The 25,611-nt window shown below is 67.2% G+C and carries 26 protein-coding genes; 6 read left to right on the forward strand and 20 right to left on the reverse strand.

What is annotated here, in order from left to right:
* Positions 1 to 192: 192 nt before the first annotated feature.
* A complete protein-coding gene (locus QP609_RS12780) occupies positions 193 to 1,281 on the forward strand; it encodes a DUF5694 domain-containing protein (RefSeq protein WP_014647537.1) in 1,089 nt (362 codons plus the stop codon).
* A gap of 62 nt (positions 1,282 to 1,343) precedes the next feature.
* Entirely contained in the window at positions 1,344 to 1,634 is a 291-nt protein-coding gene (locus QP609_RS12785) for a putative quinol monooxygenase (protein WP_053495870.1), read from the forward strand.
* On the opposite strand, the gene QP609_RS12790 is transcribed toward QP609_RS12785, so the two are convergent.
* The 15 genes from QP609_RS12790 to QP609_RS12860 all read right to left on the reverse strand — a co-directional run bounded on the left by QP609_RS12790 (position 1,576) and on the right by QP609_RS12860 (position 16,588).
* Positions 1,576 to 1,878: a hypothetical protein gene (locus tag QP609_RS12790; RefSeq protein WP_080052993.1), complete on the reverse strand. Its 303-nt coding sequence runs from the start codon at positions 1,876 to 1,878 to the stop codon at positions 1,576 to 1,578. The two genes, QP609_RS12785 and QP609_RS12790, sit on opposite strands and share 59 nt — an antisense overlap.
* Positions 1,879 to 1,940: 62 nt before the next feature.
* Positions 1,941 to 4,130 (reverse strand): PAS domain S-box protein, encoded by a 2,190-nt coding sequence (locus QP609_RS12795; RefSeq protein ID WP_014647539.1) that lies wholly within the window; start codon positions 4,128 to 4,130, stop codon positions 1,941 to 1,943.
* 207 nt (positions 4,131 to 4,337) lie between these two features.
* Positions 4,338 to 6,725, reverse strand: a complete 2,388-nt coding sequence (locus tag QP609_RS12800; protein WP_014647540.1) for a Tex family protein — start codon at positions 6,723 to 6,725, stop codon at positions 4,338 to 4,340.
* A 207-nt stretch (positions 6,726 to 6,932) separates the two neighbouring features.
* Positions 6,933 to 7,148 (reverse strand): hypothetical protein, encoded by a 216-nt coding sequence (locus QP609_RS12805; RefSeq protein WP_005410085.1) that lies wholly within the window; start codon positions 7,146 to 7,148, stop codon positions 6,933 to 6,935.
* An 829-nt stretch (positions 7,149 to 7,977) separates the two neighbouring features.
* A complete protein-coding gene (locus QP609_RS12810) occupies positions 7,978 to 8,430 on the reverse strand; it encodes a hypothetical protein (RefSeq protein ID WP_197621451.1) in 453 nt (150 codons plus the stop codon).
* Positions 8,427 to 8,630 (reverse strand): PspC domain-containing protein, encoded by a 204-nt coding sequence (locus QP609_RS12815; protein WP_014647543.1) that lies wholly within the window; start codon positions 8,628 to 8,630, stop codon positions 8,427 to 8,429. The genes QP609_RS12810 and QP609_RS12815 overlap by 4 nt, the downstream gene beginning before the upstream one ends.
* A gap of 64 nt (positions 8,631 to 8,694) precedes the next feature.
* On the reverse strand, positions 8,695 to 9,063 hold the full coding sequence (locus QP609_RS12820; protein ID WP_049408149.1) for a YfeK family protein: 369 nt from the start codon (positions 9,061 to 9,063) through the stop codon (positions 8,695 to 8,697).
* Between the two features lie 33 nt (positions 9,064 to 9,096).
* Positions 9,097 to 10,164, reverse strand: coding sequence for a class III poly(R)-hydroxyalkanoic acid synthase subunit PhaC (gene phaC / locus QP609_RS12825; RefSeq protein WP_289213788.1), 1,068 nt, complete (start codon positions 10,162 to 10,164; stop codon positions 9,097 to 9,099).
* Complete coding sequence (gene phaE, locus QP609_RS12830) at positions 10,161 to 11,234, reverse strand: class III poly(R)-hydroxyalkanoic acid synthase subunit PhaE (protein ID WP_289213789.1); 1,074 nt, start codon at positions 11,232 to 11,234, stop codon at positions 10,161 to 10,163. The genes phaC and phaE overlap by 4 nt, the downstream gene beginning before the upstream one ends.
* A 22-nt stretch (positions 11,235 to 11,256) precedes the next feature.
* Positions 11,257 to 11,871 carry a phosphatidylcholine/phosphatidylserine synthase gene (locus QP609_RS12835; protein WP_014647547.1) on the reverse strand — a complete coding sequence of 205 codons (615 nt, stop codon included), beginning with the start codon at positions 11,869 to 11,871 and terminating at the stop codon, positions 11,257 to 11,259.
* Between the two features lie 455 nt (positions 11,872 to 12,326).
* Positions 12,327 to 13,688, reverse strand: a complete 1,362-nt coding sequence (locus QP609_RS12840; protein ID WP_197621449.1) for an MATE family efflux transporter — start codon at positions 13,686 to 13,688, stop codon at positions 12,327 to 12,329.
* A 118-nt stretch (positions 13,689 to 13,806) separates the two neighbouring features.
* Positions 13,807 to 14,424 carry a DUF2239 family protein gene (locus QP609_RS12845; protein WP_134809026.1) on the reverse strand — a complete coding sequence of 206 codons (618 nt, stop codon included), beginning with the start codon at positions 14,422 to 14,424 and terminating at the stop codon, positions 13,807 to 13,809.
* Between the two features lie 124 nt (positions 14,425 to 14,548).
* On the reverse strand, positions 14,549 to 15,037 hold the full coding sequence (locus QP609_RS12850) for an 8-oxo-dGTP diphosphatase (protein WP_014647550.1): 489 nt from the start codon (positions 15,035 to 15,037) through the stop codon (positions 14,549 to 14,551).
* Positions 15,038 to 15,078: 41 nt separating this feature from the next.
* Positions 15,079 to 15,588, reverse strand: a complete 510-nt coding sequence (locus QP609_RS12855; RefSeq protein ID WP_032956108.1) for a DUF1249 domain-containing protein — start codon at positions 15,586 to 15,588, stop codon at positions 15,079 to 15,081.
* Positions 15,589 to 15,766: 178 nt separating this feature from the next.
* Positions 15,767 to 16,588: a pyruvate, water dikinase regulatory protein gene (locus QP609_RS12860; RefSeq protein WP_014647552.1), complete on the reverse strand. Its 822-nt coding sequence runs from the start codon at positions 16,586 to 16,588 to the stop codon at positions 15,767 to 15,769.
* Between the two features lie 144 nt (positions 16,589 to 16,732).
* Between QP609_RS12860 and ppsA the strand changes: the two genes are divergently transcribed.
* Positions 16,733 to 19,111 (forward strand): phosphoenolpyruvate synthase, encoded by a 2,379-nt coding sequence (gene ppsA, locus QP609_RS12865; RefSeq protein ID WP_197621448.1) that lies wholly within the window; start codon positions 16,733 to 16,735, stop codon positions 19,109 to 19,111.
* A gap of 148 nt (positions 19,112 to 19,259) precedes the next feature.
* Positions 19,260 to 20,153, forward strand: coding sequence for a mechanosensitive ion channel domain-containing protein (locus QP609_RS12870; protein WP_049408109.1), 894 nt, complete (start codon positions 19,260 to 19,262; stop codon positions 20,151 to 20,153).
* 129 nt (positions 20,154 to 20,282) lie between these two features.
* On the opposite strand, the gene QP609_RS12875 is transcribed toward QP609_RS12870, so the two are convergent.
* The 5 genes from QP609_RS12875 to QP609_RS12895 all read right to left on the reverse strand — a co-directional run bounded on the left by QP609_RS12875 (position 20,283) and on the right by QP609_RS12895 (position 24,258).
* Complete coding sequence (locus QP609_RS12875; protein ID WP_014647555.1) at positions 20,283 to 21,398, reverse strand: alkene reductase; 1,116 nt, start codon at positions 21,396 to 21,398, stop codon at positions 20,283 to 20,285.
* Positions 21,399 to 21,607: 209 nt separating this feature from the next.
* A complete protein-coding gene (locus QP609_RS12880; RefSeq protein WP_169411850.1) occupies positions 21,608 to 22,480 on the reverse strand; it encodes an EcsC family protein in 873 nt (290 codons plus the stop codon).
* Positions 22,481 to 22,650: 170 nt separating this feature from the next.
* On the reverse strand, positions 22,651 to 23,223 hold the full coding sequence (gene orn / locus QP609_RS12885) for an oligoribonuclease (protein WP_014647557.1): 573 nt from the start codon (positions 23,221 to 23,223) through the stop codon (positions 22,651 to 22,653).
* 75 nt (positions 23,224 to 23,298) lie between these two features.
* Positions 23,299 to 23,823 carry a tRNA adenosine(34) deaminase TadA gene (tadA, locus tag QP609_RS12890; RefSeq protein WP_014647558.1) on the reverse strand — a complete coding sequence of 175 codons (525 nt, stop codon included), beginning with the start codon at positions 23,821 to 23,823 and terminating at the stop codon, positions 23,299 to 23,301.
* A 75-nt stretch (positions 23,824 to 23,898) separates the two neighbouring features.
* A complete protein-coding gene (locus tag QP609_RS12895; RefSeq protein ID WP_164077846.1) occupies positions 23,899 to 24,258 on the reverse strand; it encodes a helix-turn-helix domain-containing protein in 360 nt (119 codons plus the stop codon).
* Positions 24,259 to 24,336: 78 nt separating this feature from the next.
* Here QP609_RS12895 and QP609_RS12900 point away from each other — a divergent pair, with 78 nt between their 5' ends.
* Both QP609_RS12900 and QP609_RS12905 read left to right on the forward strand, forming a co-directional pair.
* A complete protein-coding gene (locus QP609_RS12900; RefSeq protein WP_289213790.1) occupies positions 24,337 to 25,104 on the forward strand; it encodes an NAD(P)H-dependent oxidoreductase in 768 nt (255 codons plus the stop codon).
* Positions 25,105 to 25,172: 68 nt separating this feature from the next.
* Complete coding sequence (locus tag QP609_RS12905; protein WP_197621812.1) at positions 25,173 to 25,610, forward strand: acetyltransferase; 438 nt, start codon at positions 25,173 to 25,175, stop codon at positions 25,608 to 25,610.
* Position 25,611 lies beyond the last annotated feature (1 nt).

Below are 25,611 nucleotides of genomic sequence, written 5' to 3' on the forward strand. Positions count from 1 at the left end.
GCAGGTTCTGCTCGGCACCGGGTGTCGTCAGGGCATATGTCGCGCGTTGTCGCCGTCACTGGGCATAGCCTTGCCCGGCACGCGGATGCAGTTCAAGCGGAAAAGGTTTGCATGACCAACGGGAGATCCGATGGCAGATGAAACTGGCCAGCATGCAGCGAACCGCAGGACGCTCACTGACACGGAGATCGCATGTTCCCACGCCTGGCCAGTTTCCTCATCCTGGGCCTGTGCAGCAGCGGCGCCTTCGCTGCCGACGCCACCTACCGCCCCAGCTTCCATCCCGACCAGCTGAAGGGCCCGCCTGCCGGGCGCCCGAACGAAGTGCTGGTACTGGGCACCCCCCACTTGTCCGGCCTGCCCAAGTCCTTCCAGCCCGCCTTGCTTGAACCGTTGCTGCAGCGACTGGTCGCCTGGAAGCCCGAGCTGATCGCCACCGAAGACCTGTCAGGCCTGCAGTGCGATTTCATGCGTCGCTACCCGGCACGCTATGCGGAGAGCGTGGCCACCTACTGCTTCGACACCACCGCTGCGCAGGCTGCGACCGGACTGGACGTGCCTACGGCGAACACCCAGGCCGAGCACCTGCTTGCGACCTGGCCGGACGAGCCGACGCCCGCCCAGCGTCGTCGGCTCGCAGCATTGTTCCTGGCAGCGGGTGAACGCGGCTCGGCGCAGGTGCAGTGGCTGCGCCTGCCTGCGTCCGAGCGCAAAGGCGGTGATGGACTGACACCTGCCTTGGTCGAGATCCTCGAAAAAGGCCTGGTTCGCCGCAATGAAACCCACCTGATCGCCGCCGAGGTCGCCGCCCGCCTCGGGCAGGAACGCCTGTGGGCCGTGGACGACCACACGGCCGATTCGCCCACGCCCGCCGAGGATGAAGCGGCGGCCAGCGCGGCCATCACCGGTGCCTGGAACAATACGCACTCGCGCGCGCGGCGGGAGGCCGATGAACGCCTCGTGGCCGATCTGGACAAGCCCGGCGGTGTCATGGCGCTGTATCGGGACTACAACAGCCCGGCGGCGGCGATGGCCGCCTACCAGAGCGACTTCGGCGCGACGCTCGTCGAGCCGTCCTCCAAGGCGTTCGGCCGGATGTACGTCGGTTACTGGGAAACCCGCAACCTGCGCATGGTCGCCAACATCCGCGACGTGCTGAGCCAGCATCCTGGCAGACGCATGCTGGCCATCGTGGGTGCCTCGCACAAGGGCTACTACGAGGCCTACCTCAATCAGATGCATGACGTGCGGCTGGTCAGTGCGGACACGGTATTGCGTTGACGGGAACAGGTGCCGGCCATGCGCCGGCACTATCCTGCAAGACCCGATTCGCAGGTGCCGACATGCTGAAAGTGATCGCCGAGGATTTCATCCATTTCGATGCGGTGGACACCGTGCTTCCCCTGTACCGGGAGCTGGTGGCGTGCACGCTGCGCGAGCCGCGCTGCCTCGGCTATGAACTGTTCGTCGACCAGAAGGATCCGGGCCACTTCATCTTCATCGAGCTGTGGCCCGACCGCGCCGCGCTCGACCTGCACTGTGCCAGCGAACACTTCCAGCGCCTGGTGCCACAGATCAATGCCTTCCAGTGTGCGCCGTGCCGGTTCCTGCTGATGGATGCCGTACGGGTGTAGTGCCTGCAGCGGGATGCACATGATCGCTGCGGCCATGCCGCCACAGCAACAGGCAGGCCGCAACCGTGCAGGACAGGCTCAGGACCAGCAGCGCGACTGCACCTTGCTGCAACACGGGCAACAACGCCCTTGCGTGCAGGTCGCCGCGCAGCTGTTCGGCGCGTAGACAGGCGGCCAGCGCCAGGCACCAGCCGATCAGGGCCGGAATGAACTTGCGTACCGCAACCGGGTTCCAGGCATTCATGGAGGTTACCTGCGTGAGTGGAGTGCGCGCAGTATTCGCGCGCGTCCTCTCACAGGCTGAGATCAGTCCTCCGCGGCGTCGGGATCGTCACCCGGAAGCTGGGACAACTCGCCCTGCACCTGCACGTTGTTGCGCCCCATCGCCTTGGCCCGGTAGCACTGGGCATCGGCCGCAGCCACCGCCTGGTCCACGCTCATGCCGCCGGCCAGCGGCGCGATACCGATGCTGGCACCGATCCGCAGCCGGTCCTGGTCCCACGGAATGGACAGCGCGGCCAGGGTGTGCAGCAGCTCGCCCCCGATGCGGGCCGCACGCCGCGGCGTGCAACCGGACAGGATGACCGCGAATTCGTCACCGCCCAACCGCGCCACCACGTCCGAATCGCGCACGCCATGGCGCAGCACGCTGGCCACCGCCCACAGCACGGCATCGCCGGCCAGATGGCCCCAGGTGTCGTTGACCGGCTTGAAGCGGTCCAGATCGATGTACATCAGCGAGGCAGCCTGGCCGGTGCGCTCCACGCGGGTGATCGCCTGCTGCAGGTGTACCTCGAAACCGCGGCGGTTGCTCAGTTCGGTGAGCGGATCGATCTCGGCCAGGTGGCGGGCTTCGCGCTGGCGTGCCCGCTGCTGGGTGTCGTCGCGCAGCACCCACACCGCGCCGCGCACGTGGCCTTCGTCATCGCGCAGCCAGGCGCGGGTCAGGTCCACCGGCACCGTTGCCGTGCCCAGGCGCAGCAGCAGGTCGGCGTGCAGGTCCACCGCGTTGCTCTCCGGGTCCAGCAGCACCGTCACATCCAGTACCGAACCGGGCGCGTACTCGGTGGTCAGCGCCAGGACGTCCTGAACCTTGTGCCCGGCCAGCGACAATGCGCCATCACCGGCCAGGGTGCGCACCGCAGCCGCGTTGGCGTAGTCGATGCGGCCATCAAGGCTGACGCTGAGCACCAGGTCGGCCACCGCATCCAGCGTGATTCGGCTGCGTTGTTCACTCTCGAACAGGCGCTGCTCGCTGCTGCGCTGGGCGGTGATGTCCTGGATCTGCGACACGAAATGCAGCGGTTCGCCATGCTCGTTGCGCACCAGCGACACCGACAGCCGCGCCCAGATGATGCGGCCGTCGCGGTCGAGGTAGCGCTTTTCCAGGTGATAGTGGCTGCGTCGCCCGGCCAACAGGTCCTGTACCAGGGCCAGGTCGGTCTGCAGGTCATCGGGATGGGTCAGGCGCTGGAAATCGACCTGCAGCAGCTCTTCTCGCGGGTAGCCCAGTATCCGGCACAGCGCGTCGTTGACATCCAGCCAGCGTCCTTCCAGCGACACCAGTGCCATGCCCAGTGCGGCGGAGGTGAACGCGCCAGCGAACTTCTCTGCCGAAAGTCGTGCTTCGGCGCGTGCCTGCAGGATCTCGGTAATGTCGATGGCCATGCCGACGTAGCCGATGCGCGTTCCATCGGCACTCTCCATGCGGCTGATCGACAGGCGTACCTGGCGTGACTGGCCATCCTTGCGCAGCAGCGTCCACTGCCGCGAGTAGGTCTGCCCGTCGGCACGCGCGCTCAGCGCCTCGAACACGCCGGGAAGATTGCCATCAGCATCGGCCAGCGGCTGCAACCACGCTTTCAGTTCGGCTGGATCGTGGAAGGCGTCGAGCCGGCGCTGGCCGACCACCTCCGCCGCGCTGTAGCCCAGCAGGCGCTCCGCCCCCGTGTTGAACAGGGTGATGGTGCCATCGGTATCGGTGGCGATCACCGCCACCTCATCGGACGCATCGACCACAGCCTGCAGGCGTTGCCGGGTCTCGGCCGCGTCCTGCCTTGCCTGCTGCAGCTCGGTGACATCGGCATGGGCACCGGCCATCCACAGCGGCTTGCCCTGCCCGTCCCATTCAAAGACCCGGCCACGGTCCTGGATCCAGATCCACTGGCCGTTCCTGTGGCGCATGCGCAGCAGGCAGGCGTAGTTGTCGCTGCGCCCTTCGAAATGGTCGTCCAGCGCTGCATCGGACAGCGCAATGTCATCGGGATGGACCAGCTTCAGGAACGTCTTCTGGCAGATCGGTTCCAGCTCATCCAGGCGATAACCGACAATCTCGGCCCAGCGCGCATTGACCCGCATCTCGCCGGTCTGCACGTTCCATTCCCAGGTACCCGCAGCGGTACCGTCGATGATCATCGCCAGCCGGCGACGCTCTTCAGCCAACGCCTGCAGGCGGCGCTCCAGCAGTCCATTGCCGTGGGTGCCCTGGCCCGGCATCACTCCGGTCCCCTGCCGGCACGGGCAGGCGCCGACCGCAGCGAAGCACTGCGGCCTGCAACGAAGACGGCGGGTCGTGCTGGCGTCATGGTCCTCCCCAGCGACAGCGGGGAGGCCAAACGCCCCCCTCAGGCGCAAGTGTGCGCAATCACGGGGAAAACCGACAAGCCCCCCGCCCCGGATCAACCGTGACGGGGGGCACGATCCTCAGCTGCGCTTGGCCCGGGCAAAGGCTTCGGCCAGGGCATTGTTGGCCGGCGGCGCAGACTGGGCCGGACGGCCGCCAGCGCCCTGGCCGCGGTTCGGTCCACGGTTCTGGCCGCCAGCGTCACGGCGCGGCCCTTGGCCCTGGCCCCGCTCATCGCGCTGGCCCGGGCGGCTGGTGGCCTGGCCCGGGGTATCGTCCAGGCGCCGGGTCAGGGCGATGCGCTTGCGCGCCACGTCCACCTCCAGCACCTTCACCTTGACGATGTCACCGGCCTTGACCACGTCGCGCGGGTCCTTCACGAAGGTATCGGAGAGCGCCGAGATGTGGATCAGGCCGTCCTGGTGCACGCCGATATCGACAAAGGCCCCGAAGGCGGCCACGTTGCTGACCACGCCCTCCAGCACCATGCCCTCGCGCAGGTCCTTGATGTCCTCGACGCCCTCGGCGAAGCGCGCCGCCTTGAACTCCGGGCGCGGGTCGCGGCCCGGCTTTTCCAGTTCCTTCAGGATGTCGCGCACGGTCGGGACGCCAAAGGTGTCGTCGGTGAACTGTTCTGCCTTCAGGCCACGCAGGAAGCTGCCGTCACCGATCAGCGCCTTGATCGGGCGCGCGGTGCTGGCCACGATGCGCTCAACCACCGGATAGGCTTCGGGGTGTACCGCCGAGGCGTCCAGCGGCTGGTCGCCATCGGCGATGCGCAGGAAGCCGGCGCACTGCTCGAAGGTCTTCTCGCCCAGGCGCGCGACCTTCAGCAGGTCCTTGCGGCGCTTGAACGGGCCGTTGTCGTCGCGATGGCGCACGATGTTCTCGGCCACCGTGGCCGACAGGCCGGACACCCGGGACAGCAGCGCGGCCGAGGCGGTGTTGACATACACGCCGACCGCGTTCACGCAGTCCTCCACGCGCGCGTCCAGCGCCCGCGCCAGGCGGTACTGGTCCACGTCGTGCTGGTACTGGCCGACACCGATCGCCTTGGGTTCGATCTTGACCAGTTCGGCCAGCGGGTCCTGCAGGCGACGAGCGATCGATACCGCGCCACGCAGCGACACGTCCAGCCCCGGGAACTCCTTGGCCGCGAACTCGGAGGCCGAGTACACCGAGGCGCCCGCCTCGCTGACCACGACCTTCTGCAGCTTCGGGTTGGCGGCAGCCTTGATCGCTTCGCCGGCCAGCTTGTCGGTTTCGCGGCTGGCGGTGCCATTGCCGATCGCGATCAGCTCCACGTTGTGCTTGGCGCACAGCTGCTTGATCGTCTGCACCGACTGGTCCCACTGGCGACGTGGCTCATGCGGGTAGATGGTGTCGGTGGCGACCAGCTTGCCTGTGGCATCGACCACGGCGATCTTGCAGCCGGTACGGATGCCAGGGTCCAGGCCCAGCACAGTCTTCGGGCCGGCCGGTGCGGCCAGCAGCAGGTCCTTCAGGTTGTCGCCGAACACCGCGATGGCTTCGGCTTCGGCCTTTTCGCGGGCCTGGTTGAACAGGTCCAGCAGAAGATGGGTGTGCAGCTTGGCGCGCCAGGTCAGGCGGCAGGCATCCAGCAGCCAGCGGTCGGCGGCACGCCCCCGGTCGGCGATGCCGGCCTTGCGTGCCACCCGACCCTCGGCGTACTGGTGGCCCGCTTCGGCATCGCTGCCCGGGTCCAGTTCCAGGAACAGGATCTCTTCGCGGCGCGCGCGGAACAGCGCCAGCAACCGGTGCGAGGGAATCTTCGCCAGAGATTCGGCATGTTCGAAATAGTCGCGGTACTTGGCGCCTTCGGTTTCCTTGCCCTCGGCCACGCGGGCACGGATCACGCCGGTCTCGCCCAGCCAGGTGCGCAGCTCGCCAACCAACGCGGCATCTTCGCCCCAGCGCTCCATCAGGATCGCGCGGGCGCCTTCCAGCGCGGCCTTGGTGTCGGCCACACCCTTGTCGGTATCGACGAAGGTGGCCGCGAACGTCTGCGGGTCCTGCGTCGGATCGGCCAGCAGGCCATCGGCCAGCGGCTCCAGACCGGCCTCGCGGGCGATCTGGGCGCGGGTACGGCGCTTGGGCTTGTAAGGCAGGTACAGGTCTTCCAGCCGGCTCTTGGTATCGGCGGCCAGGATGTCATTGCGCAGCTCGTCGCTGAGCTTGCCCTGCTCGCCGATACTGGCCAGCACCGCCGCACGGCGGTCCTCCAGCTCGCGCAGGTAGGTCAGCCGGGTTTCCAGGTTGCGCAGCTGGGTGTCGTCCAGGCCACCGGTCACTTCCTTGCGGTAGCGCGCGATGAACGGAACGCTGGCGCCCTCGTCGAGCAGGCCGACGGCGGCGCGTACCTGGGCGGACTGGGCACCGATCTCGTCGGCGATGGTCTGGGCGATCTGCTGGGCGAGCGCGCTCTGGGCGTTCTTGGCGTCGTGCATTGCTTCAGGTCTGAGCCGCGTTACGGGAAGACCCCATTCTGGCAACCGACGACGGAGCCGGACAAGGCATTGACAGGGGACGAGGTACAGCGGCGTAGCCGGAGTGGACGCCGGCATCCTGGCAAAGAGCGGGCCCGGACTGGCCCGGGGCTGGGATGCCGGCGCGGGCGCGCGATGGTGGGCGCGCCCTGCCGCGTGTTGCGTAGGTCAGCGGTAGTGGCGGGCGGCGCGCTGCATGACGATCTCGTCACGCATGCCTTCCAGGGCCATCAGGCGGACCTTGCCGACACCCTGCAGTTCCATGAACCGCTCCGTGTAGAACTCCGGCCCCAGCGCGGTGTCGGCGCGGGATTTGCTGAAGCCGTAGGGCACCACGCCCTTCTCGCCATCCTTGCTACCACCGACATAAAGAACGATTGCCATGTGATGTATTCCTCCAAATTGCTACTGCGTACTGCACTCGATGAGCGATGCTGCGAGCTCATCGGGGGAGAGCTTACCGCGTCGAACCTGACTGGAACGTCACGAAGGCTAATGACGATCGGTTGCATGCAGATGACTGCGGGATCGCAGCAGAATGCTTACGGATCTTTAACTTCCGGCTAACGAATCCAGGGCCGTTCCCGCCGACGGCGAAGCCCTCGTGGGTGGTCGCGAAATGCGCTTCATGTGAGTAGGTCGGTCGGGGTGGGTTCGCGGGACACGCCGTAAACCCGTTCCATGGGGGCTCGATGGCGCCATCCATGGCGCCAACGGTCCCGCGAACCCACCCCGACCGGCCCCGGACAGTTTTTCGGGCACGTTCACCCACGGAAGAGAAAAAATGAAGATCAAAAGCAAAAACAGCTTGGCTGGCCGCTTTTTGTAGAGCCGAGCCCACGCTCGGCTGCTTTCCGGCCAGTCCGCGAAGCCGAGCGCAGGCTCGGCTCTACACGAGCAAGCGCAGCGCGCGACCCGCTTCTGCTGTTCTTTATCTCTTCCGTGGCTGGACGCGCACGGAATCTGTCAGCGGCCGGGTGGGTGGGGGTGGCGGGGTATCCGCGGCATGGGTCGGGCGCATGCGCCCGACGGGTTGGGCAGGACGCCCAACCCCGGTCTTGCCGTGTGCGCAGGACAGCGCACACGTGCAAGCCGCGGCCAAGCCCCCATGGATGGGTTCACGGCGTCCGCGCTGGCCCCACCCACCCGGCCAGCCCCTAGGAAGCAGGCATTCCGCGACCAAGCCACGAGGGGCTGCGCCGTTGGCTGGAAACTACGGCCACCAGCCGTGCCCGAACCGGGCGAAATGATCGGCCGCCCGCTCGAACGGATTGCGCGCACTCACCCCGCCACACAGCAGGTACACCGGCAGGTACAGCGGCCCCAGCACCATGTACTGGTAGACATGCGCACGCTCATGGTCGTCCAGCCGGATCAGCGGCTCCACGCCCCACCCCGCCTGATGCGCGTAGGTCCGGCAGGAAATGCCAAGATCGTGGCCCGTGTGCAGGATCACATTGCCCAAGGTGATCGCCCCACCCGGCCCCCACGGCCAGCGGTCGAACACCAGCGCGCAGTCACCCCGGCTCCAGCGCAATGTCGCGCCGCCGAGCATGCCGGCCAGCCCACCCATCAGGCCGATCAGGGTGTTGGGCAGGGTCCACACCGCGCCCAGCACCTGCAGCGCGCGCAGCCAGATCGGCCAAGGCCGGGAGGCGGTGTTCAATCGGCCTCGTTCGGCATCAGCAGCCACAGGATCAGGTAGACCAGGATGCCGGGGAAGGCCGCCGAGGCCAGCGACAGCAGCACGTAGACCACCCGCAGGAGGGTGGCATTCCAGCCGAAGCGATGGGCAATGCCACCCATCACGCCGGCGATCATGCGGTCGTTCAATGAACGCGACAGTGTCTTGGGCGTGGTGTTCATGGCGGCGGCTCCGGGCAACGGACAGGGCAGTCGAGCGTGGCTCGACTCTACACCCTGCCCATGTCTACGGCGTGCGGTGACGCAGCGCCTGCAGGCGCGCACCGAACCAGGCGGCTGCGGTCTGTTCAGGCTGCCCCGGGCACTGGATGCGATAGGGTTTGCCGCTCATGCTGCTCTGGCTGGCGGCGCGCTCGATGAACTGCTCGGCGCTGTCCACCATGTCCTTCTTCAGCAGATAGTCGTACTTGCGCTGCAGATGCGCGCGCGCATCGCCGCCGTCGTACCAGCTGCCATTGCGCTGGAACCGGCACTGGGAGCCGTCCAGGCTGGCGATCAACTGGGCGATCTCCCGCCGTGCATCCGCACCGGGTGCGGCCTGGGCAAGGGGCGCTGCCAGCAGTACCGCAAGAATCAACAAAATCCGGTACGTCATCATCCCTCCAAGTCAGTCGAGCAGGGCTCGACTCTACAGGTCGCGCGCCTTCAGCCAACCATCGATCGTGGCCGGCACTTCGCGCTGCGCGCGCCCGGACACGTAGATGCCGATATGGCCACCGCGGAAGCTGGACTCGGTGTAGTCGTCCGTGCCCAGGCGCCCGCGCATCGCGCGCGAGGCGTCCGGCGGCACCAGATGATCCTGCTCGGCGTAGATGTTCAGCACCGGCAGCGTCACCTGCGACAGGTCCACTGCTTCCTCGCCGATCCTTACCGTGCCCTTCATCAGGCCATTGGCCTGGTAGAACTGCTTGATGAAATCGCGGAACGCCTCGCCCGCCAGGTCCGGCGAATCGAAGATCCACTTCTCCATGCGCAGGAAGTCCTCCAGCGCCGCGTTGTCATCGAGGATGTCGAGCAGGCCGACGTACTTCTGCACGTTCAGGCGGAACGGCTTGAGCATCAGGTAGCTGGCGTTCATCAGGTCGGCCGGGATGTTGCCCAGCGTATCGACCAGCAGGTCCACGTCCACCTGCCGCGCCCAGTGCGAGAGCATGTTGTCGGCGGTCTGGAAATCGACCGGGGTGACCATGGTGATCAGCTTGCCCAGCTTCTGTTGGCGCAACGCTGCGTAGCAGAGTGCGAACACGCCGCCTTGGCAGATGCCGAGCAGGTCGACCGGGCCACCACTGCGCACGCGCAGCGCATCGACCGCTCCGTCGATGTAGCGCAGCAGGTAGTCCTCCAGGGTCTGGAAGCGTTCGGACCGGTCCGGGTAGCCCCAGTCCAGCACGTACACGTCCTGGCCCAGCGCCAGCAGCTTCTGCACCAGCGAACGGTCGGCCTGCAGGTCGACCATGTACGGCCGGTTGACCAGCGCGTAGACGATCAGCAGCGGCGTGCGCCGGGTCGGCGCCTGCTCACCGACGAAGCGATACAGCACCACCTTGCCGTCGCGCCAGACTTCCTCGCGCGCGGTCACGCCATAGTCCACGTCTTCCACCTGCGGCAGCAGCTTCAGCCCTTCCATCAGCTTGCGCTGCATGGCCAGGCTCTCCTGCATCAGGTCATCGGCGTTGAAGCCCAATGGTCCCTTCATCGGTCACGCGCCCCAGCGCGAGGTGCGGCCTTCTTCGCAGATGTCTTCTTTGCAGATGTCCTCTTCGCAGGCGCCTTCTTTGCCGGCGCGGCCTTCTTCGCGGCCTTGCGCGCAGTTGGCTTCACCTTCGCCGGCGCCGGCTGCGCCACCGGATCGACCTCAGCGGTTCCAGCCAGCACAGCCACCTGCGCCTGCAGGCGGCGCAGGCTGCGCTCCAGCTCGGCGATGCGGCGGTGTGCGGCATCCATCTCGCTCCGGGTCGGCAGGCCGATCCGTTCACTCATCTGTTCCACCTCCCGCTGCAGGCCGGCGCGCAGGCGCATCTGCGCGTTGCCCAGCGAGGCGTACACCTGCTGGAACGGTTCGGACATGGCGACCTTGGCGTAGGCCTCCTCGGCAACTTCGATCCACAGGTCGAACATCGCGCGGGCGCTGGTCAGCTGGCTGCCGGGCTGTTCGTGCTCGGCCAGGCGCTGCTCGAACAGCGCAAAGGCTTCGTCCAGTGCCTGCTTGATCTGATCGACATAGGCGCGCGAATGCTGCTGGTATTCCTCCTGCGCACGCAGCAGGGCCAGCCAGCGCGCCTGGTGCTCGCGGCCGGGGCCGAATGCCGGGCTCTGCAGCCACGGGCCCGCCTGCAGCTGGAACTGCTGCAGCCAGGCGGCGAATTCGGGTATCGCGGCGCCGGCGTGCGTGCTGCCACGGGCGCCCTGCAGCATCCACTGGAGCATGCCGTCGCCCTGCCCCTGCACCGCCTCGCGCCAGGCCTGGGCAACATCGGCACTGCTGGCGTCGCGGCCCGCAAACCGTGCGGCGACCTCCTGCATGGTGCCGTACCAGCTGCCCGCCTGTTCGCGGAACCGGCGCACGGCATCTTCCCGCGCGCCCTGCGCCTGCTCGGGCAACAGCTGGCCCCACCAGTCGAACAACCGCTGCCAACTGCCGGGATCGTCACCGGCGGGTGCGCCGGGCGTGCTCGCATGGCGCAGGGCATCGCCCCAGGCGCCGAAATACTGCCGGGCCAGGGTTTCGAAATCGCTGCTGCCGGTGTCGTGGGCCGAGCTGGTCATCGCAGGCCTCCGCAGGGCTGGCTCATGGCTTGGGAATACGCAGGGTCTTGCTGATCATCAGCGACCCGGACAGGGCGAACAACAGCACCATCGGGTGCAGCTGCCACGGGCCGATCTGCCACTGGCCGAACCAGATGTTCTGGCCGATGGCATCGGTGCCGGCGGCAATCGCCAGTACGATCACCAGCACCAGGCTGGTCGGGATCGGGGTGCCCTCGAAATACGTGACCTTGCCCTCGTCGCCGGCGAGCGCCTCGGCAGTGACGTTGTAGCGTGCCAGGCGGCTGACGCCGCAGCAGACGAAGTAGCTCAGCACCAGCCAGTCCCATCCGCCCTGCATGCCGCAGGCATAGGCCAGCGCCGCCGGCGCCACGCCGAAGGAGATCACGTCGGACAGCGAGTCCAGCTCGCGGCCCAGGGTGGAGCTGGACTTGCGCCAGCGCGCGATGCGCCCGTCGAGGGCGTCGAAGATGAAGGCCAGCGGGATCAGCGCCATGCCGAACAGCAGATAGCCGCGCTCGCCGTCCTGCAGGAAGCGCATCGCGGCAAAGACCGCACCGGTGCCGCAGAAAGCATTGGCCAGGGTGAACCAGTCGGCCAGCTGGAATTCGCGCAGCATCGAGAAGTGACGTTTCATGGGGTCTCACGGAGCATCAAGGCCCACAGGTTACCGCGAGCGCCGCCGCTGGCGACAGCGCTGGCGCGGCCGATCCTTCACCACCCCCTCACCCGTCGTCACCGGCGGTGAATTTTTCGCCACCCATCTTGACAGCCTAGGGGGGTGGCGCCTGTCGGGGCTTATCCACAAAGTTGCCCACGCGTAATCCACACCCCCTGTGGACAACCAGATCTCACCGACTGCGACGGTGGACATTTCCTCATCACTCTTCCGCGGGGTTTCCCTACTTCCCAAGCCGCAGAGTCGGCGCTATGGTCACCGGCGGGCCCGCCGCCGCCGCGTCCGATTCCTGGTGACGGGCGGCGATGATGCCGGATGCTTCCACCTGCCGCTGGCGCAGCGGCCCTGAAGTGGTAGAGCCGGCCGCTCGCCGGCTGCCCCGACCGTTCAGCGTTGCCGGCCAGCGGCCGGCACTACCCAGCCTGCACCCGCCGCCAGCGCTCGAAACAGAACACCTGCATCACCAGCATCGCCAGCAACCCCAGCGGCCACGCCCACCACACGCCGGCCAGCCCATGCCGCGCCTGCAACCACATCGCCAGCGGCAGCTCCAGCAGCAATACCGCGGTCATGCCCAGCAGCGCTGGCCGCCATACCGTGCCGCTGCCGCGCATCACCCCTACCAGCACGGTGCTGCCGCCCATCGCCAGCACGCCCCATGCCACCGTGCGCAACTGCAGCGTGGCCAGTTCATGCGCTTCGGCAGCCACCAGGATCAGGCCGGTCAGCCAGGGCGCAAGCGCCATCACCAGCAGCACCACTGCACTCAGCATCGCCAGTCCAAGCAGCACGCCGGTGCGGGCGATGCCGGGCAGCCGTGCCGTACGCCCCGCGCCCATCGCATGCGCCGCAAGGATGGTGGCGGTAATGCCCAGTGACATGGCCGGCAGCTGCACCCAGCTCATCAACTGGTTGACCGCACCGTAGGCCGCCGTGGCCGTGTAGCCGTAGCGGTTGATCCAGCCCAGCAATACGATCTCGGCAATGGCCAGGCTGAGCATCTGCAGCGAAGACGGTACGCCGATGCGCAGCATCGCGCGGATGAGCGCGCCATCGAAACGGATGGCACGCAACTGCTCGTGCCCTGGCGCCAGGGGATGTCCTACCCGATGCCAGCGCCACAGCAACCAGCCCAGGGCCAACAATGAGGCAAACGCCGCCGATACAGCCGCACTGGCCGACCCCAGCCGCGGCAGGCCGGTCCAGCCCAGGATCAGCAGCGGCGTGCACAGCAGGCCGACCACCGTGGCCAGCAGCAGCGCCTGCAGCGGCGTCTTTGCATCGCCCACTGCGCGGCTCACGGCAGTGGCCAGCCACAGCAGGAAGAACACCGGAGCCGCCAGCAACAGCACGCGCGCGTACACGATGGACTCGCCGAGGATCGCTGCCGGCGTGCCCAGTGCCGCCAGCAGCTGTGGCGCGAAACCGCCGCCCAGGGCCATCACCAGCACCGACAACAGCAGGATCAGCGCCACCGCGCTGCCGGCCACCGCGCGCGCCTGTTGCGGGCGGCCCGCGCCCCAGGCCTGGCCGATCAGCACCATCGCGCCCGTGGCCAGGCCCATCACCAGGGCCAGCAGCAGGAAAAAGACCGGGAAGAACGCCGCGGCCGCAGCCACCGCCTGTGTGCCAAGCAGGTGGCCGAGATAGATGTTGTCCAGCGTGCCTGCGGCCAGCTGCAACGCATTGGTCAGCAGCATCGGCAGCAGCAGCGTCAGGTAGGTGCGCCACAGCGGGGGTGCTGCCGGAGGTGTCGGATGTACAGGGGGGCTCATGGGATTCTCTGGGCAAGGCGCCGCCCTGCCCGGCGTTTCCGCCAGCAAAGCAAGCACAGGGGAAGCGGGCCGCGGCCCGCGATCAGATGACGCCGTCGCTCAGCAACGGCGCGATGGCTCAGCCGTCAGCGTCTTCGAACGCCAGCCGCAGGGCGTGGTCGCGCACATCCCTGGGCCAGGAATGCAGCGCTGCTTCCAGGCCCGCGCGGTCATGCGCGAACAGCACCCGAATGGCCTCCTCGAAGCCCGGCAGGTCACCGGCGATGGCCTGCAGGAAGTGATAGGTACGCTCGCTGTGGCGGCGCTGCCGATCCTCGTCGGCACCGGCACGGCTGGCCGCTTCCACCAGCCTGCGCAGCACCACCGAGGCCCCACCCGGCTGTTCGGCCAACCACGCCCAATGCCGCGGCAGCAGCGTCACTTCGCGGGCGACCACGCCCAGTCTGGGGCGGCCACGGCCACGCGGGGTTGCGGGCGCCTCTCCGGTAGTGACGTCGGCACCCGCCTCCACGGCGGAGGGAAACGCTTCGGTCACCCGCGCCAGCAGCTCTGTGTCGCTGCCGCGCGTGTCGAAATCGCGGGTTCGCCCGCTGGCGTTGTCGAACACCAGCAGCGGACCGGCTGCATTGTCGGCACGCAGTTGTTTCAACGCCAGCGCTGCCACTTCCGGGGTACCGGAAGCGACCAGGCGATGGCCGTCGAAACAGCTGAAGGGAGGAAGTCGGGACACAGGCATGGCAATGGCATCAGAGGCGATGCGTGAATATTGCCCGGGTAATTTCACCGAGTCAATATTGTCCGGGTATTAATTTGCCAGAAGAGCGTGCCAACCAAGGTTGGCACCCACCCGATTCGTCACCTCACAGCCGGCTGTAGGACCAACTGACCATGCGGCCGTCCTTGTACGGCATCACGCCGTGGAACGGGCGCGGGTCGGCGTCGAATACCAGCGGCAGGAAGTTGCGGTCGCCCTCCCACATCGGCAGCGTGTCCAGCTTGTCCAGGTCCACCCACTCCAGCGTGCCTTCATGGTTGCCGCCGTGCGGGGTGCCTTCGAAAGTATCGATGACGAACACGAAGCCCAGCCAGTCTTCACCGTGCTTGCCGAAGCCCGGCCAGCTGAGGGTGCCGCGCAGGCGCATGCCGGTGCAGTCGATGCCGGCTTCCTCGGCGATCTCGCGACGCATGCTGGCTGCCACGTCCTCGTCCGCTTCGATCTTGCCGCCCAGCCCGTTGTACTTGCCCAGGTGGTGGTCACCCGGACGGGTGTTGCGGTGGATCATCAGCACCTGGCGACGATCAGGCGACAGCACGTAGCCCAGGGTGGCGACGATCGGGGTGTACGGCATGGGCGGCATCCAGCGGCGGGTCAGCCGTGGATTATGGCCGATCAGCGCACCAGCGACAGGCGGCGCTCGGCGGGTGTGCCTGCGCCATCGGGATCGCGGCGCAGGGTGGCCACGCCGTGACCGCGCTCAGCCAGGTATTCCAGCCACTTGCCGAGGAAGGTGTTCATCCGCATGCGGTGGCTGATCAGCTCGGCCGGCGGCGGGTACAGGCCCATCGTGTCCTGCCAGCGGCGGCCGACGTAGCAATGGGTGGTCTCGGCCTGGCGTGCGTCACGGTAAAGACGCACATACGCCGAGGGATCCGGCTCACCGGTGACCGGGTCAGCCAGGTCGTAGGTCAGGCGCAGCTCCACCGTGTAGCGGTGGCACTCGATCACGTCCAGGCGTACGTCCAGGCCGTCGCCGATCGAGGAAATGTAGCTGCCCGCCACCAATCCGGCCGGTTCGAACAGGCGCACCAGATGGCGGTAGTTCTCCGCGTACAGGCCCATGAGCCAGCTCAACCGGCTCAGGCGGGGAATACGTTCGGTGCGGGGCGAGGCTTGGGCCATGGGTCGATCCTACACGTTGGTGCTTCAACGTGGGGGCGCCTCAAGCCACAGCCAACCCGACAACGACGATCCCCGTGTAGAGCCGAGCCCATGCTCGGCTGCTGTTCGGGAAGAACCCGGCGGCCCAGCCGAGCGTGGGCTCGGCTCTACAGGGCGAAGTGCGGCGCGCCGGAAAGGCTCAATACAGCTCGCGCTGCAGCCCCAGCGTGGCCAGCACCTTGCTGGAAATCTCCTCGATCGAGGTATGCGTGGTGCTCAGGGTCGGGATCCGCTCCATGCGGAACATGGTCTCGGCCGCAGCCACCTCGCGCTTGCAGGTCTCCAGGTTGGCGTAGCGCGAGTTCGGACGGCGCTCCTGGCGGATCTGCTGCAGCCGGTCCGGATCGATGGTCAGGCCGAACAGCTTGCGCCGGTAATTGCGCAGTCGCGGCGGCAGGCGATCGCTTTCCAGGTCTTCGTCGGTCAGCGGGTAGTTGGCCGCGCGTACCCCGTAATGCAGGGCCAGGTAGATGCAGGTCGGCGTCTTGCCCGCGCGCGACACCGCCACCAGGATCACGTCGGCATCGTCGTAGTTCACCGCGATACCGTCGTCATGCGTCAGGGCGAAGTTCATCGCGTTGATGCGACGGTGGTAGGTATCGAAATCGACCATGCCGTGGGCCTGGCCGACCCGGGCCAGGCGCGGGCTGGCCAGTTCACGCTCCAGCGGCTCGATGAACGGCGCGAACACATCCAGCATCAGCGCCCCGCTGTCGGCCAGGATCAGGCTCAGGCTCTGGTCCACGCAGGAGTTCACCACGATCGGCCGGACCTGGTAGCGCTCCCCTGCCGCCTGGATCCGGGCACAGGCTTCACGCGCTTTTTCGGGGTCGTCGACAAACGACATGCGGTCGGTAATGAAGCTGAACCCGGAGAACTGGGTCAGCAGGCTATGCCCAATGGTTTCAGCGGTGATACCGGTTCCATCGGAAACGTAGAACACCGGACGGATGGTCGACATGCGCGCTTTTACCCCCTACGAAGCTTAAAAAGGCCGCCAGCACAAGCTTGTGCCGACGGTGCTCTGCCCGGCATCATATCGGCTTCTTCCTACGGACGCGGCCACTCAGCCCGCCTCGGGCGATGGCCAAACGGAGCATCGCGCTTGAACGAGAACATCCTGTGGTTGCACGAACTGCGTCTGGCCGATCTGGCCCGCGTAGGCGGCAAGAATTCGTCGCTGGGCGAGATGATCGGCAACCTGGCCGGTCTGGGCGTTTCGGTGCCGGGCGGTTATGCCACCACCGCTGAAGCCTTCAAGGACTTCATTGCGCACAACGATCTGTCCAAGCGCATCTTCGACAGGCTGGCCACGCTGGACGTCGAGGACGTCAACGCGCTGACCGCCGCCGGCAAGGAAATCCGCAGCTGGGTGATCGATGCGCCGCTGCAGCCGCAGCTGGATCAGGACATCCGCACCGCCTACGCCAAGCTGAGCGCCGACAACGGCGGCGGCGACGTGGCCGTGGCCGTGCGTTCCTCGGCCACCGCCGAGGATCTGCCGGATGCGTCCTTCGCCGGCCAGCAGGAAACCTTCCTCAACGTCACCGGTGCCGACGACGTCGTGCACAAGGTCAAGGAAGTGTTCGCCTCGCTGTACAACGACCGCGCCATCGCCTACCGCGTGCACCACGGCTTCAAGCATGAGGACGTGTTCCTGTCCGCCGGCGTGCAGCTGATGGTGCGTTCGGGCGTCGGTTCGTCCGGCGTGCTGTTCACCCTGGACACCGAGTCCGGCTTCCGCGACGTGGTGTTCGTCACCTCTTCGTTCGGCCTGGGCGAAATGGTCGTGCAGGGCGCGGTCAATCCCGACGAGTACTACGTCTACAAGCCCACCCTGCAGGCCGGCAAGCCGGCGATCCTGCGCCGCTCGCTCGGCAGCAAGGCGATCCGCATGGTGTATTCGGATGTTCCGGGTGAGCGCGTCAAGATCGAAGATACCCCGGTCGAACTGCGCAACACCTTCTCGATCAGCGACGAGGACGTGCAGGAACTGTCCAAGCAGGCGCTGGTCATCGAAAAGCACTACGGCCGCCCGATGGACATCGAGTGGGCCAAGGACGGCGTCAGCGGCAAGCTGTTCATCGTGCAGGCGCGCCCGGAAACGGTGAAGTCGCGCAGCCACGCCACCCAGATCGAGCGCTTCGCGCTGACCGAAAAGGGCGGCAACGTGCTGGCCGAAGGCCGCGCCGTCGGCGCCAAGATCGGCTCGGGCGTGGCCCGCGTGGTGAAGACGCTGGACGACATGAACCGCGTGCAGCCGGGCGACGTACTGATCGCCGACATGACCGATCCCGATTGGGAACCGGTGATGAAGCGCGCTTCGGCCATCGTCACCAACCGTGGCGGCCGTACCTGCCACGCCGCGATCATCGCGCGCGAGCTGGGCGTGCCGGCCGTGGTCGGTTCGGGCAACGCCACCAAGGTGATCGAAGATGGCCAGCTGGTCACCGTCAGCTGCGCTGAAGGCGATACCGGCTTCATCTACGAAGGAAAGCTCGGCTTCGAGCGCACCACCACCGATCTGGGCAACATGCCGCCGGCACCGCTGAAGATCATGATGAACGTGGCCAACCCGGAACGTGCCTTCGACTTCGGCCAGCTGCCGAACGCCGGCATCGGCCTGGCCCGCCTGGAAATGATCATCGCCAGCCACATCGGCATCCACCCGAACGCGCTGCTGGAATACGACCGCCAGGATGCGGCGACCAAGAAGAAGATCGACGAGAAGATCGCCGGCTACGGCTATCCGGTCAGCTTCTACGTGGACCGCCTGGCCGAAGGCATCGCCACGCTCACCGCCTCGGTTGCACCGAACCCGGTGATCGTGCGCCTGTCGGACTTCAAGTCCAACGAGTACGCCAACCTGATCGGCGGCAGCAACTACGAGCCGCACGAAGAAAACCCGATGATCGGCTTCCGCGGCGCCAGCCGTTACGTCGACCCGAGCTTCTCGGCCGCCTTCGCGCTGGAGTGCAAGGCCGTGCTGCGCGTGCGCAACGAAATGGGCCTGGACAACCTGTGGGTCATGATTCCGTTCGTGCGCACCCTGGAGGAAGGCCGCAAGGTCGTCGAGGTGCTGGAACAGAACGGCCTGAAGCAGGGCGAGAACGGCCTGAAGATCATCATGATGTGCGAAGTACCGTCCAACGCACTGCTCGCCGATGAGTTCCTGGAGATCTTCGACGGCTTCTCGATCGGCTCCAACGACCTGACCCAGCTCAGCCTGGGCCTGGACCGCGACTCGTCGATCGTCGCGCACCTGTTCGACGAACGGAACCCGGCAGTGAAGAAGCTGCTGTCGATGGCGATCAAGGCCGCACGCGCCAAGGGCAAGTACGTCGGCATCTGCGGCCAGGGCCCGTCCGATCACCCGGATCTGGCCGAATGGCTGATGCAGGAAGGCATCGAGTCGGTGTCGCTGAACCCGGACACCGTGGTCGATACCTGGCTGCGCCTGGCCAAGCTGAAGGCCAACGGCTGATGCCGTAATGGGCTGACGTCGCTTTCATCGACGTCCGCACATACTGCTGCCGCACGCAAGCCCCGCCTCTGCGGGGCTTGCTGTTTCTGGCGTCCGTGCACGCCACGCGCACCTCGCGCCTGTCCCTCAGCAGCAAAGGAACTCCCGCATGATCGCCGCCGCCCGACCCGCCCCCGCCGCAACGCCCTGGTTCCACTCGCTCAACTGGGAGCGCCTGCTGGAAACCTACGGCGTACCGTTGCTGGCCGCGATCGTGGTGCTGCTGGTCGGCCTGTGGGTGGCACGACGCCTGTCCAACGCGATGCCGCGCGCTACGGCTCGCATGGGTGTGGACCCGATGCTGGGCAGCTTCCTGCGCAACGTGGTGTATGCCGCATCGCTTGTGATCGTGGTGGTGCTGGCGATCGGCACGCTGGGCGTGCAGATCACCCCGTTGCTGGCCGTGCTCGGTACCGCTGGCCTGGCCGTCGGCCTGGCATTGAAGGATTCGCTGTCCAACATCGCCTCGGGCGTGATGCTGGTGACGCTGCGACCGTTCCGTGTGGGCGATGTGGTCACCGTGGCCGGACAGACCGGCACGGTGCGCGAAGTGCGCATCTTCCAGACCGTCATCACCGGTGCCGACAACCAGCACACCACCATTCCGAACACGCTGATCACTGCCGCACCGATCATCAACCTCACCGCCGAACCGACGCGCCGCGTCGAACTGGTGATCGGCATCGGCTATGAAGACAACATCCAGCTGGCGCGCGATACCGCGCTGGCGTTGATGAAGGCCGACCCACGCGTGCTGCAGACACCGGCACCGGACGTGGTGGTGTATGAGCTGGGCGCGCACGCCATCAACCTCGGCATCCGCTGCTACGTGAAGTCGGCCGACTGGTTCGGTACCAAGGTCACGCTGCTGGAGCAGCTGAAGCTGGGCTTTGACAAGGCCGGCATCAACATCCCGTACCCGCAGCAGGACATGCACCTGTACCTGCACGGCAAGGATGGCGGGGTGATAGAGGCTGACGCGCTGGTGCGCGACAAGCCCTGATCCATGCCGGTAGCGCCGACCAACGGTCGGCACCCACCCATCGGCGATACGACATTGGAATGCCGGCCAGCGGCCGGCACTACCCCTCGCCCACTGGTAGTGCCGGCCGCTGGCCGGCAGCGTCCAGGATCAGGCCGCGACGCTCTCTTCCAGCGTCGGATAATCGGTGAAGCCCGCCGCGCCACCGCCAAAGAATGTCGCACGATCCGGCGGATTCAGCGCCGCACCGGTACGCAGTCGCTCCGGCAGGTCCGGGTTGGCGATGAACGGCCGGCCGAAGCCGATCAGGTCAGCCCAGCCTTCAGCCAGTGCCTGCTCGGCGCGTTCGGCGGTGTACTTGCCGGCGTAGATCAGCGTGCCCGGGTAGACCATGCGCAGCGCCTGCTTGAACGCCACCGGCATCAACGGTGCATCGTCCCAGTCGGCTTCGGCGATGTGCAGGTAGCCCACGCCCAGCTCACCCAGCAGGTGCGCCGCGGCCAGATAGGTCGCCTGTGGCGTATCGTCCACCGCGCCCTGCAACGTCGTCAGCGGCGCCAGACGGACACCGACGCGGTCACCACCGGCTACGGCCGTCACCGCCTGCACGACCTCGCGCAGGAACCGCAGCCGGTTCTGCAACGCGCCGCCATAGCCGTCGGTGCGCCGGTTGGCCTGCGAGTCGATGAACTGGTTGATCAGGTAGCCATTGGCCCCGTGCAGCTCCACGCCATCGAAGCCGGCGGCCAGTGCATTGCGGGTGGCCTGTGCATAGTCGGCGACGATGCCCGGAATCTCGTCTTCGCGCAGCGCGCGCGGCATCGAGTGCTGGATCATCTCGCCTACGCCCGCTTCCGGGCCAGCGCCTGCAGGGTCGACAAACACCTTCACGCCTTCGGCCAGCAGCGCCGACGACGACACCGGTGCGGCACCACCCGGCTGCAGGGCCACGTGCGAGACCCGGCCCACATGCCACAGCTGGGCGTAGATGCGGCCGCCAGCGGCGTGCACGGCATCGGTCACCCGGCGCCAGCCCTGCACCTGTTCCGGACTGTGGATGCCCGGGGTCCAGGCATAGCCCTGGCCCTGCGGGCTGATCTGGGTGCCTTCGCTGACGATCAGGCCAGCACTGGCGCGTTGGGCGTAGTAGGCGGCCATATCCGCGGTGGCGACGTTGCCGTCGGCGGCACGCGAGCGGGTCATCGGCGGCATCACGATGCGGTTGGGCAGGGTCAAGGCGCCCAGGCGGTGGGGAGTGAACAACATGGCGGCGATCTCTTGCGGGGGGGGACTGCCGCAAAGGATGGGGATGCCAGCTGCCAGGCAACAGGCATGTACTGGCAAAACAATTGTTCCCCCAAGGCAAGGATGACCGGCCGGGGGGCAGAGCCCCTTCCTGCGGAACGGGATCCGACCCCGCGCGCAACCGGGGTCGGAGCCCTTTGCAACGCAAAGGGCTCCGACCCCGAAGCCGGTTACAGCGTGGGCTCGATCAGCGCGCCGCCATGCGCCACGCGGTCATAGCAGGTGCGCACCACATCTTCCCCGTACTTCAGCTCGAGACGGCGTACGATGAAGTGGCCGCGCGCCATGTCCTGGTAGTAGTCGGTGAACATGGTATTCAGTGTTGCACCCGCGGCCGCACCGACGATCGGCACCGCCTGTGCGGCAAATTTCTCGGTAACCACTACGCCGAAGCGCGCCGCCACCTTCTCCACCATCTTCGCCAGCAGCTTGCCAGCTTCCTTTGGCGCCACGCCCAGGGTCAGGTCGCGGCCGGTCACCACGCGCCCGGCCAGCTCGGCCGACAGGTGGCGCATCACATCCGTGGTGAAGCCGCGGGCCAGGTAGTAGCCGGTCTCGCTGGCATCATCGCGCGGCGAGTTGCCGCCCAACGCGAACACCTCCAGGCACGCCTGGCGGGTGCTGAACTCGGACAGGTCGAAGCCCTCGCTGCGGGCCACGTCAGCCACTGCACGCATCATGATGGTGGTCGACACCGGCAGCTCGATGAACAAGGCCGCGAAGCCGAAGGCCCCACCGACCGCGCCCGAGGTGGCCGCCGCCAGTTTGTGCCAGCGGGTGGACGCCCCCTTGCCGGGGGTGTTGTCCATGCTCCACAGCGCGGCCTGCGCCGATTTGCTCAGCGCCGCCTGCACAGCGCCGTGGATGCGGTTGGAGACCGAGCTGGGCAGCGCCTTCACCGCGAACTCCAGCGGCGTGCCGACCAGGTTGGCCATGCGCGCGGTCAGGGTCGGCGCTTCCAGCAGGGCCACCGCGCGCTGCAGGTCGGACCAGTCGCGGGCGTCATGGGCGATGTCGCGGGGGAGCAGGATCGGCTCGTTCATGGCGCCGATCTTAGCGCCAGGAAGTTGAACGGTTCGTCGCGGGGTACGACAGAGGGGTCAGAGCCCTTTCCGCAGGAAAGGGATCCGACCCCGGCGCCTTGCCGGCCAGCGGCCGGCACTACCCGTTGGCGCGTCATCCGATAGCGCCGGGCCATGCCCGGCGTCGTTGTTCAGGCAACCGGCAGCCCCGACAGCGCGCCCATGAACTGGCGGTAGTGGCGCAGCTCAGCGATCGAATCGTGCACGTCGCTCAGCGCAGTGTGGTTGCTGTTCTTGCCGACGCCGGCGGCCACGCTCGGCGCCCAACGCTTGGCCAGTTCCTTCACCGTGGACACGTCCAGGTTGCGGTAGTGGAAGTACTTCTCCAGTCGCGGCATCTGGCGGTGCAGGAAGCGGCGATCCTGGCAGATCGAGTTGCCGCACATCGGCGACAGGCCGGCCGGGATCCACTGCGCCAGGAAGTTCACCGTCTGCGCCTCGGCCTGGCCCAGGGTGGTGGTGCTGTCCACCACGCGCTGCCACAGGCCCGAGCGGCGATGCTGGTTGCGGTTCCACTCGTCCATCGCTTCCAGCGTTTCCAGCGGGTGGTGGATGGCGAATTCCGGCCCTTCGGCCAGCACGTTGAGCTGGGCATCGGTGACCACGGTGGCGATCTCGATGATCGAATCGTTGTCGGTATCCAACCCGGTCATTTCCAGGTCGATCCAGATCAGTCGCTCGTTGGCCGCGCCGTTGTCCGCCATGTGTCGCCTCGTTGCTGGGCAGGCGCGCGGCCTGCCGGTGATGGAAAGAGGCGCCCATCATACCGGTTCGCCCCCTCAGGCCTCGCCGGCATGGTCTTCCAGCAGCAGCGGCGGCTTGCCACGCTTGGCACGGAAATAGTTGGTCAGGCGCATGCTGGCCTCCTTGGCCAGCACCCCACCGTGGATCTCCACCCGGTGGTTGTGGCGGGCATCGCCCAGCAGGTCGAACACGCTGCCGCAGGCGCCGGTCTTGGGGTCGCTGGCGCCGTAGACCAGGCGGGCAACGCGTGCATGCACGATGGCCATCGCGCACATCGCGCACGGTTCCAGGGTCACGTACAGGGTGCTGCCGAGCAGCCGATGATTGGCCAGCCGCGTGCCACCGGCCCGCATGGCCACGATCTCGGCATGCGCACTGGGATCGTGCGAGGCGATGTTGAGGTTCCAGCCCTCGCCCAGCAGCTGGCCATCGGCGCCCACCAGTACCGCACCAACGGGGATCTCGTCGTACTCGCGCTGCGCACGCTCGGCCAGCGCCAGCGCATGGCGCATCCAGTGTTCATCGGCGTCGTGCACCGGTACACCCAGGGCGTCGGTCATGGCGGTTCTCGCGTGTCTGCAGGGCCAGGATGGCCGCCGGGGCCGCATTGTACGCCCGCGGCCGTGCAGGCGCCGCTAACGCGTGTCGAAGCGCTCGCGGGCGGCGTCCAGCGCCGGGAAATTGTGCTCGGCCCAACGGTCCAACGCGGTCAAGGTGTCTACCAGGCTGCGTGCAACCTCGGTCAACCGGTACTCGACATGCAGCGGCTTGCTCCCCAGATCACACCGCTCGACCAGGCCGTTGCGCTCCAGCTGCCGCAGGGTCTGGGTCAACACCTTCTGCGAGATGCCTTCGATCTTCCTCAGCAGCGCGCCATTGCGTTGCGGGCCCTGCGCCAGCGCCGGCAACAGCAGCATCACCCACTTGCCGGAGATCAGCGCCAGCGCATCGCGTGCCGAGCAATCGGCGGCATAGACATCGCCCGGGTAGGCCATGGTTACCTCAAGGTGCGTAATTGCCGGGGCACTCCGGCATCGCGAGGATGGTCGCACACTCCACCAACACCTCGCCCCATGCGCGCCCTCATCCTGCTTGCCCATCCCGAACCCCGCTCGTTCAACGCCCACCTGGCCGCACAGGCCGCCGAACAGCTGCGGCATGACGCGCTGCAGGTGGACGTGGTCAACCTGTATGCAGAGGGCTTCGATCCGCTGGAAGCGGCCCGCCATCATTCAAGTCGCTTGCAGCCCGGCCGTTTCGATGCCCAGCGCGAACAACGCCACGGCGCCGAACAGGGCCGGCTGCCCGCCGATGTGCAGCGCCATCTGCAGCTGCTGCAGGCCGCGGATCTGGTCATCCTGCAGTTCCCGCTGTGGTGGTTCGCGCCGCCGGCAATCCTCAAGGGCTGGCTGGATCGCGTGCTGGTCTACGGGCCGATGTACAACAGCCGCCTGCGCCACGAGCACGGCGCGATGCGCGGCAAGCGTGCGTTGCTGAGCGTCACCACCGGCTCATCGGCACGGGCCTGCGCCGTCGACGGCCGCGAGGGAGATACCCGGTTGTTGCTGTGGCCCTTGATGTACAGCCTGCGCTACGTCGGCTTCGACGTGCTGGAGCCGCATCTGGTGCATGGCGTGCGTTCCGGGCTGGCAGCGGAGCGCGTGCAGGCACACGACGAGGCATTGGCTGCAGCAACCCACTACTACCGCGAACGCCTGGCGCAATGGCCGCGGTGGCCCACCGTGCCCTTCAACGACAGCGGCGATTTCGAGGATGGCGTGGTGCTGCGCGCGGAGGCCACTGCCTACAGCCCCTTCATCCGCCATCGCAACAGCGGATGAATCCACGCCTGCGCGCTGGGTCGGGACGCGCCATACTACGCGCTCTTTGCAAGCACCTTGGTGAACCCATGACCACCCTCCGTCCCTCGCGCGCCGACGACGGCGCCGCCCTCGTCGACCTCTGGCGCCGCGCCGTCGACGCCACCCACGACTTCCTCAGCGCCGACGACCGCCAGGCCATCGATGCCGAAGTCGCCGGCTTCCTGCCGCAGGCTGCGATGACCGTGGCCGTCGACGCTCAGGACCGCCCCCTTGGCTTCATGCTGATCGACGGCACGCACATGGAAGCGCTGTTCATCGATCCGGACGTACGCGGCACCGGTATCGGCCGGCAGTTGCTGCAGCACGCGCTGGCCCTGCATCCGCAGCTGAGTACCGACGTCAACGAACAGAACGCGCAGGCCGTCGGCTTCTACCAGCGCATGGGCTTCGTCGAAACCGGACGTTCACCGCTGGATTCGCAGGGCCGCCCGTATCCCCTGATCCATCTCCGGTACAACGGCTGAC

Origin of the sequence: Stenotrophomonas sp. 8(2023) (assembly GCF_030345295.1) — a bacterium.
GTDB lineage: Bacteria > Pseudomonadota > Gammaproteobacteria > Xanthomonadales > Xanthomonadaceae > Stenotrophomonas > Stenotrophomonas muris.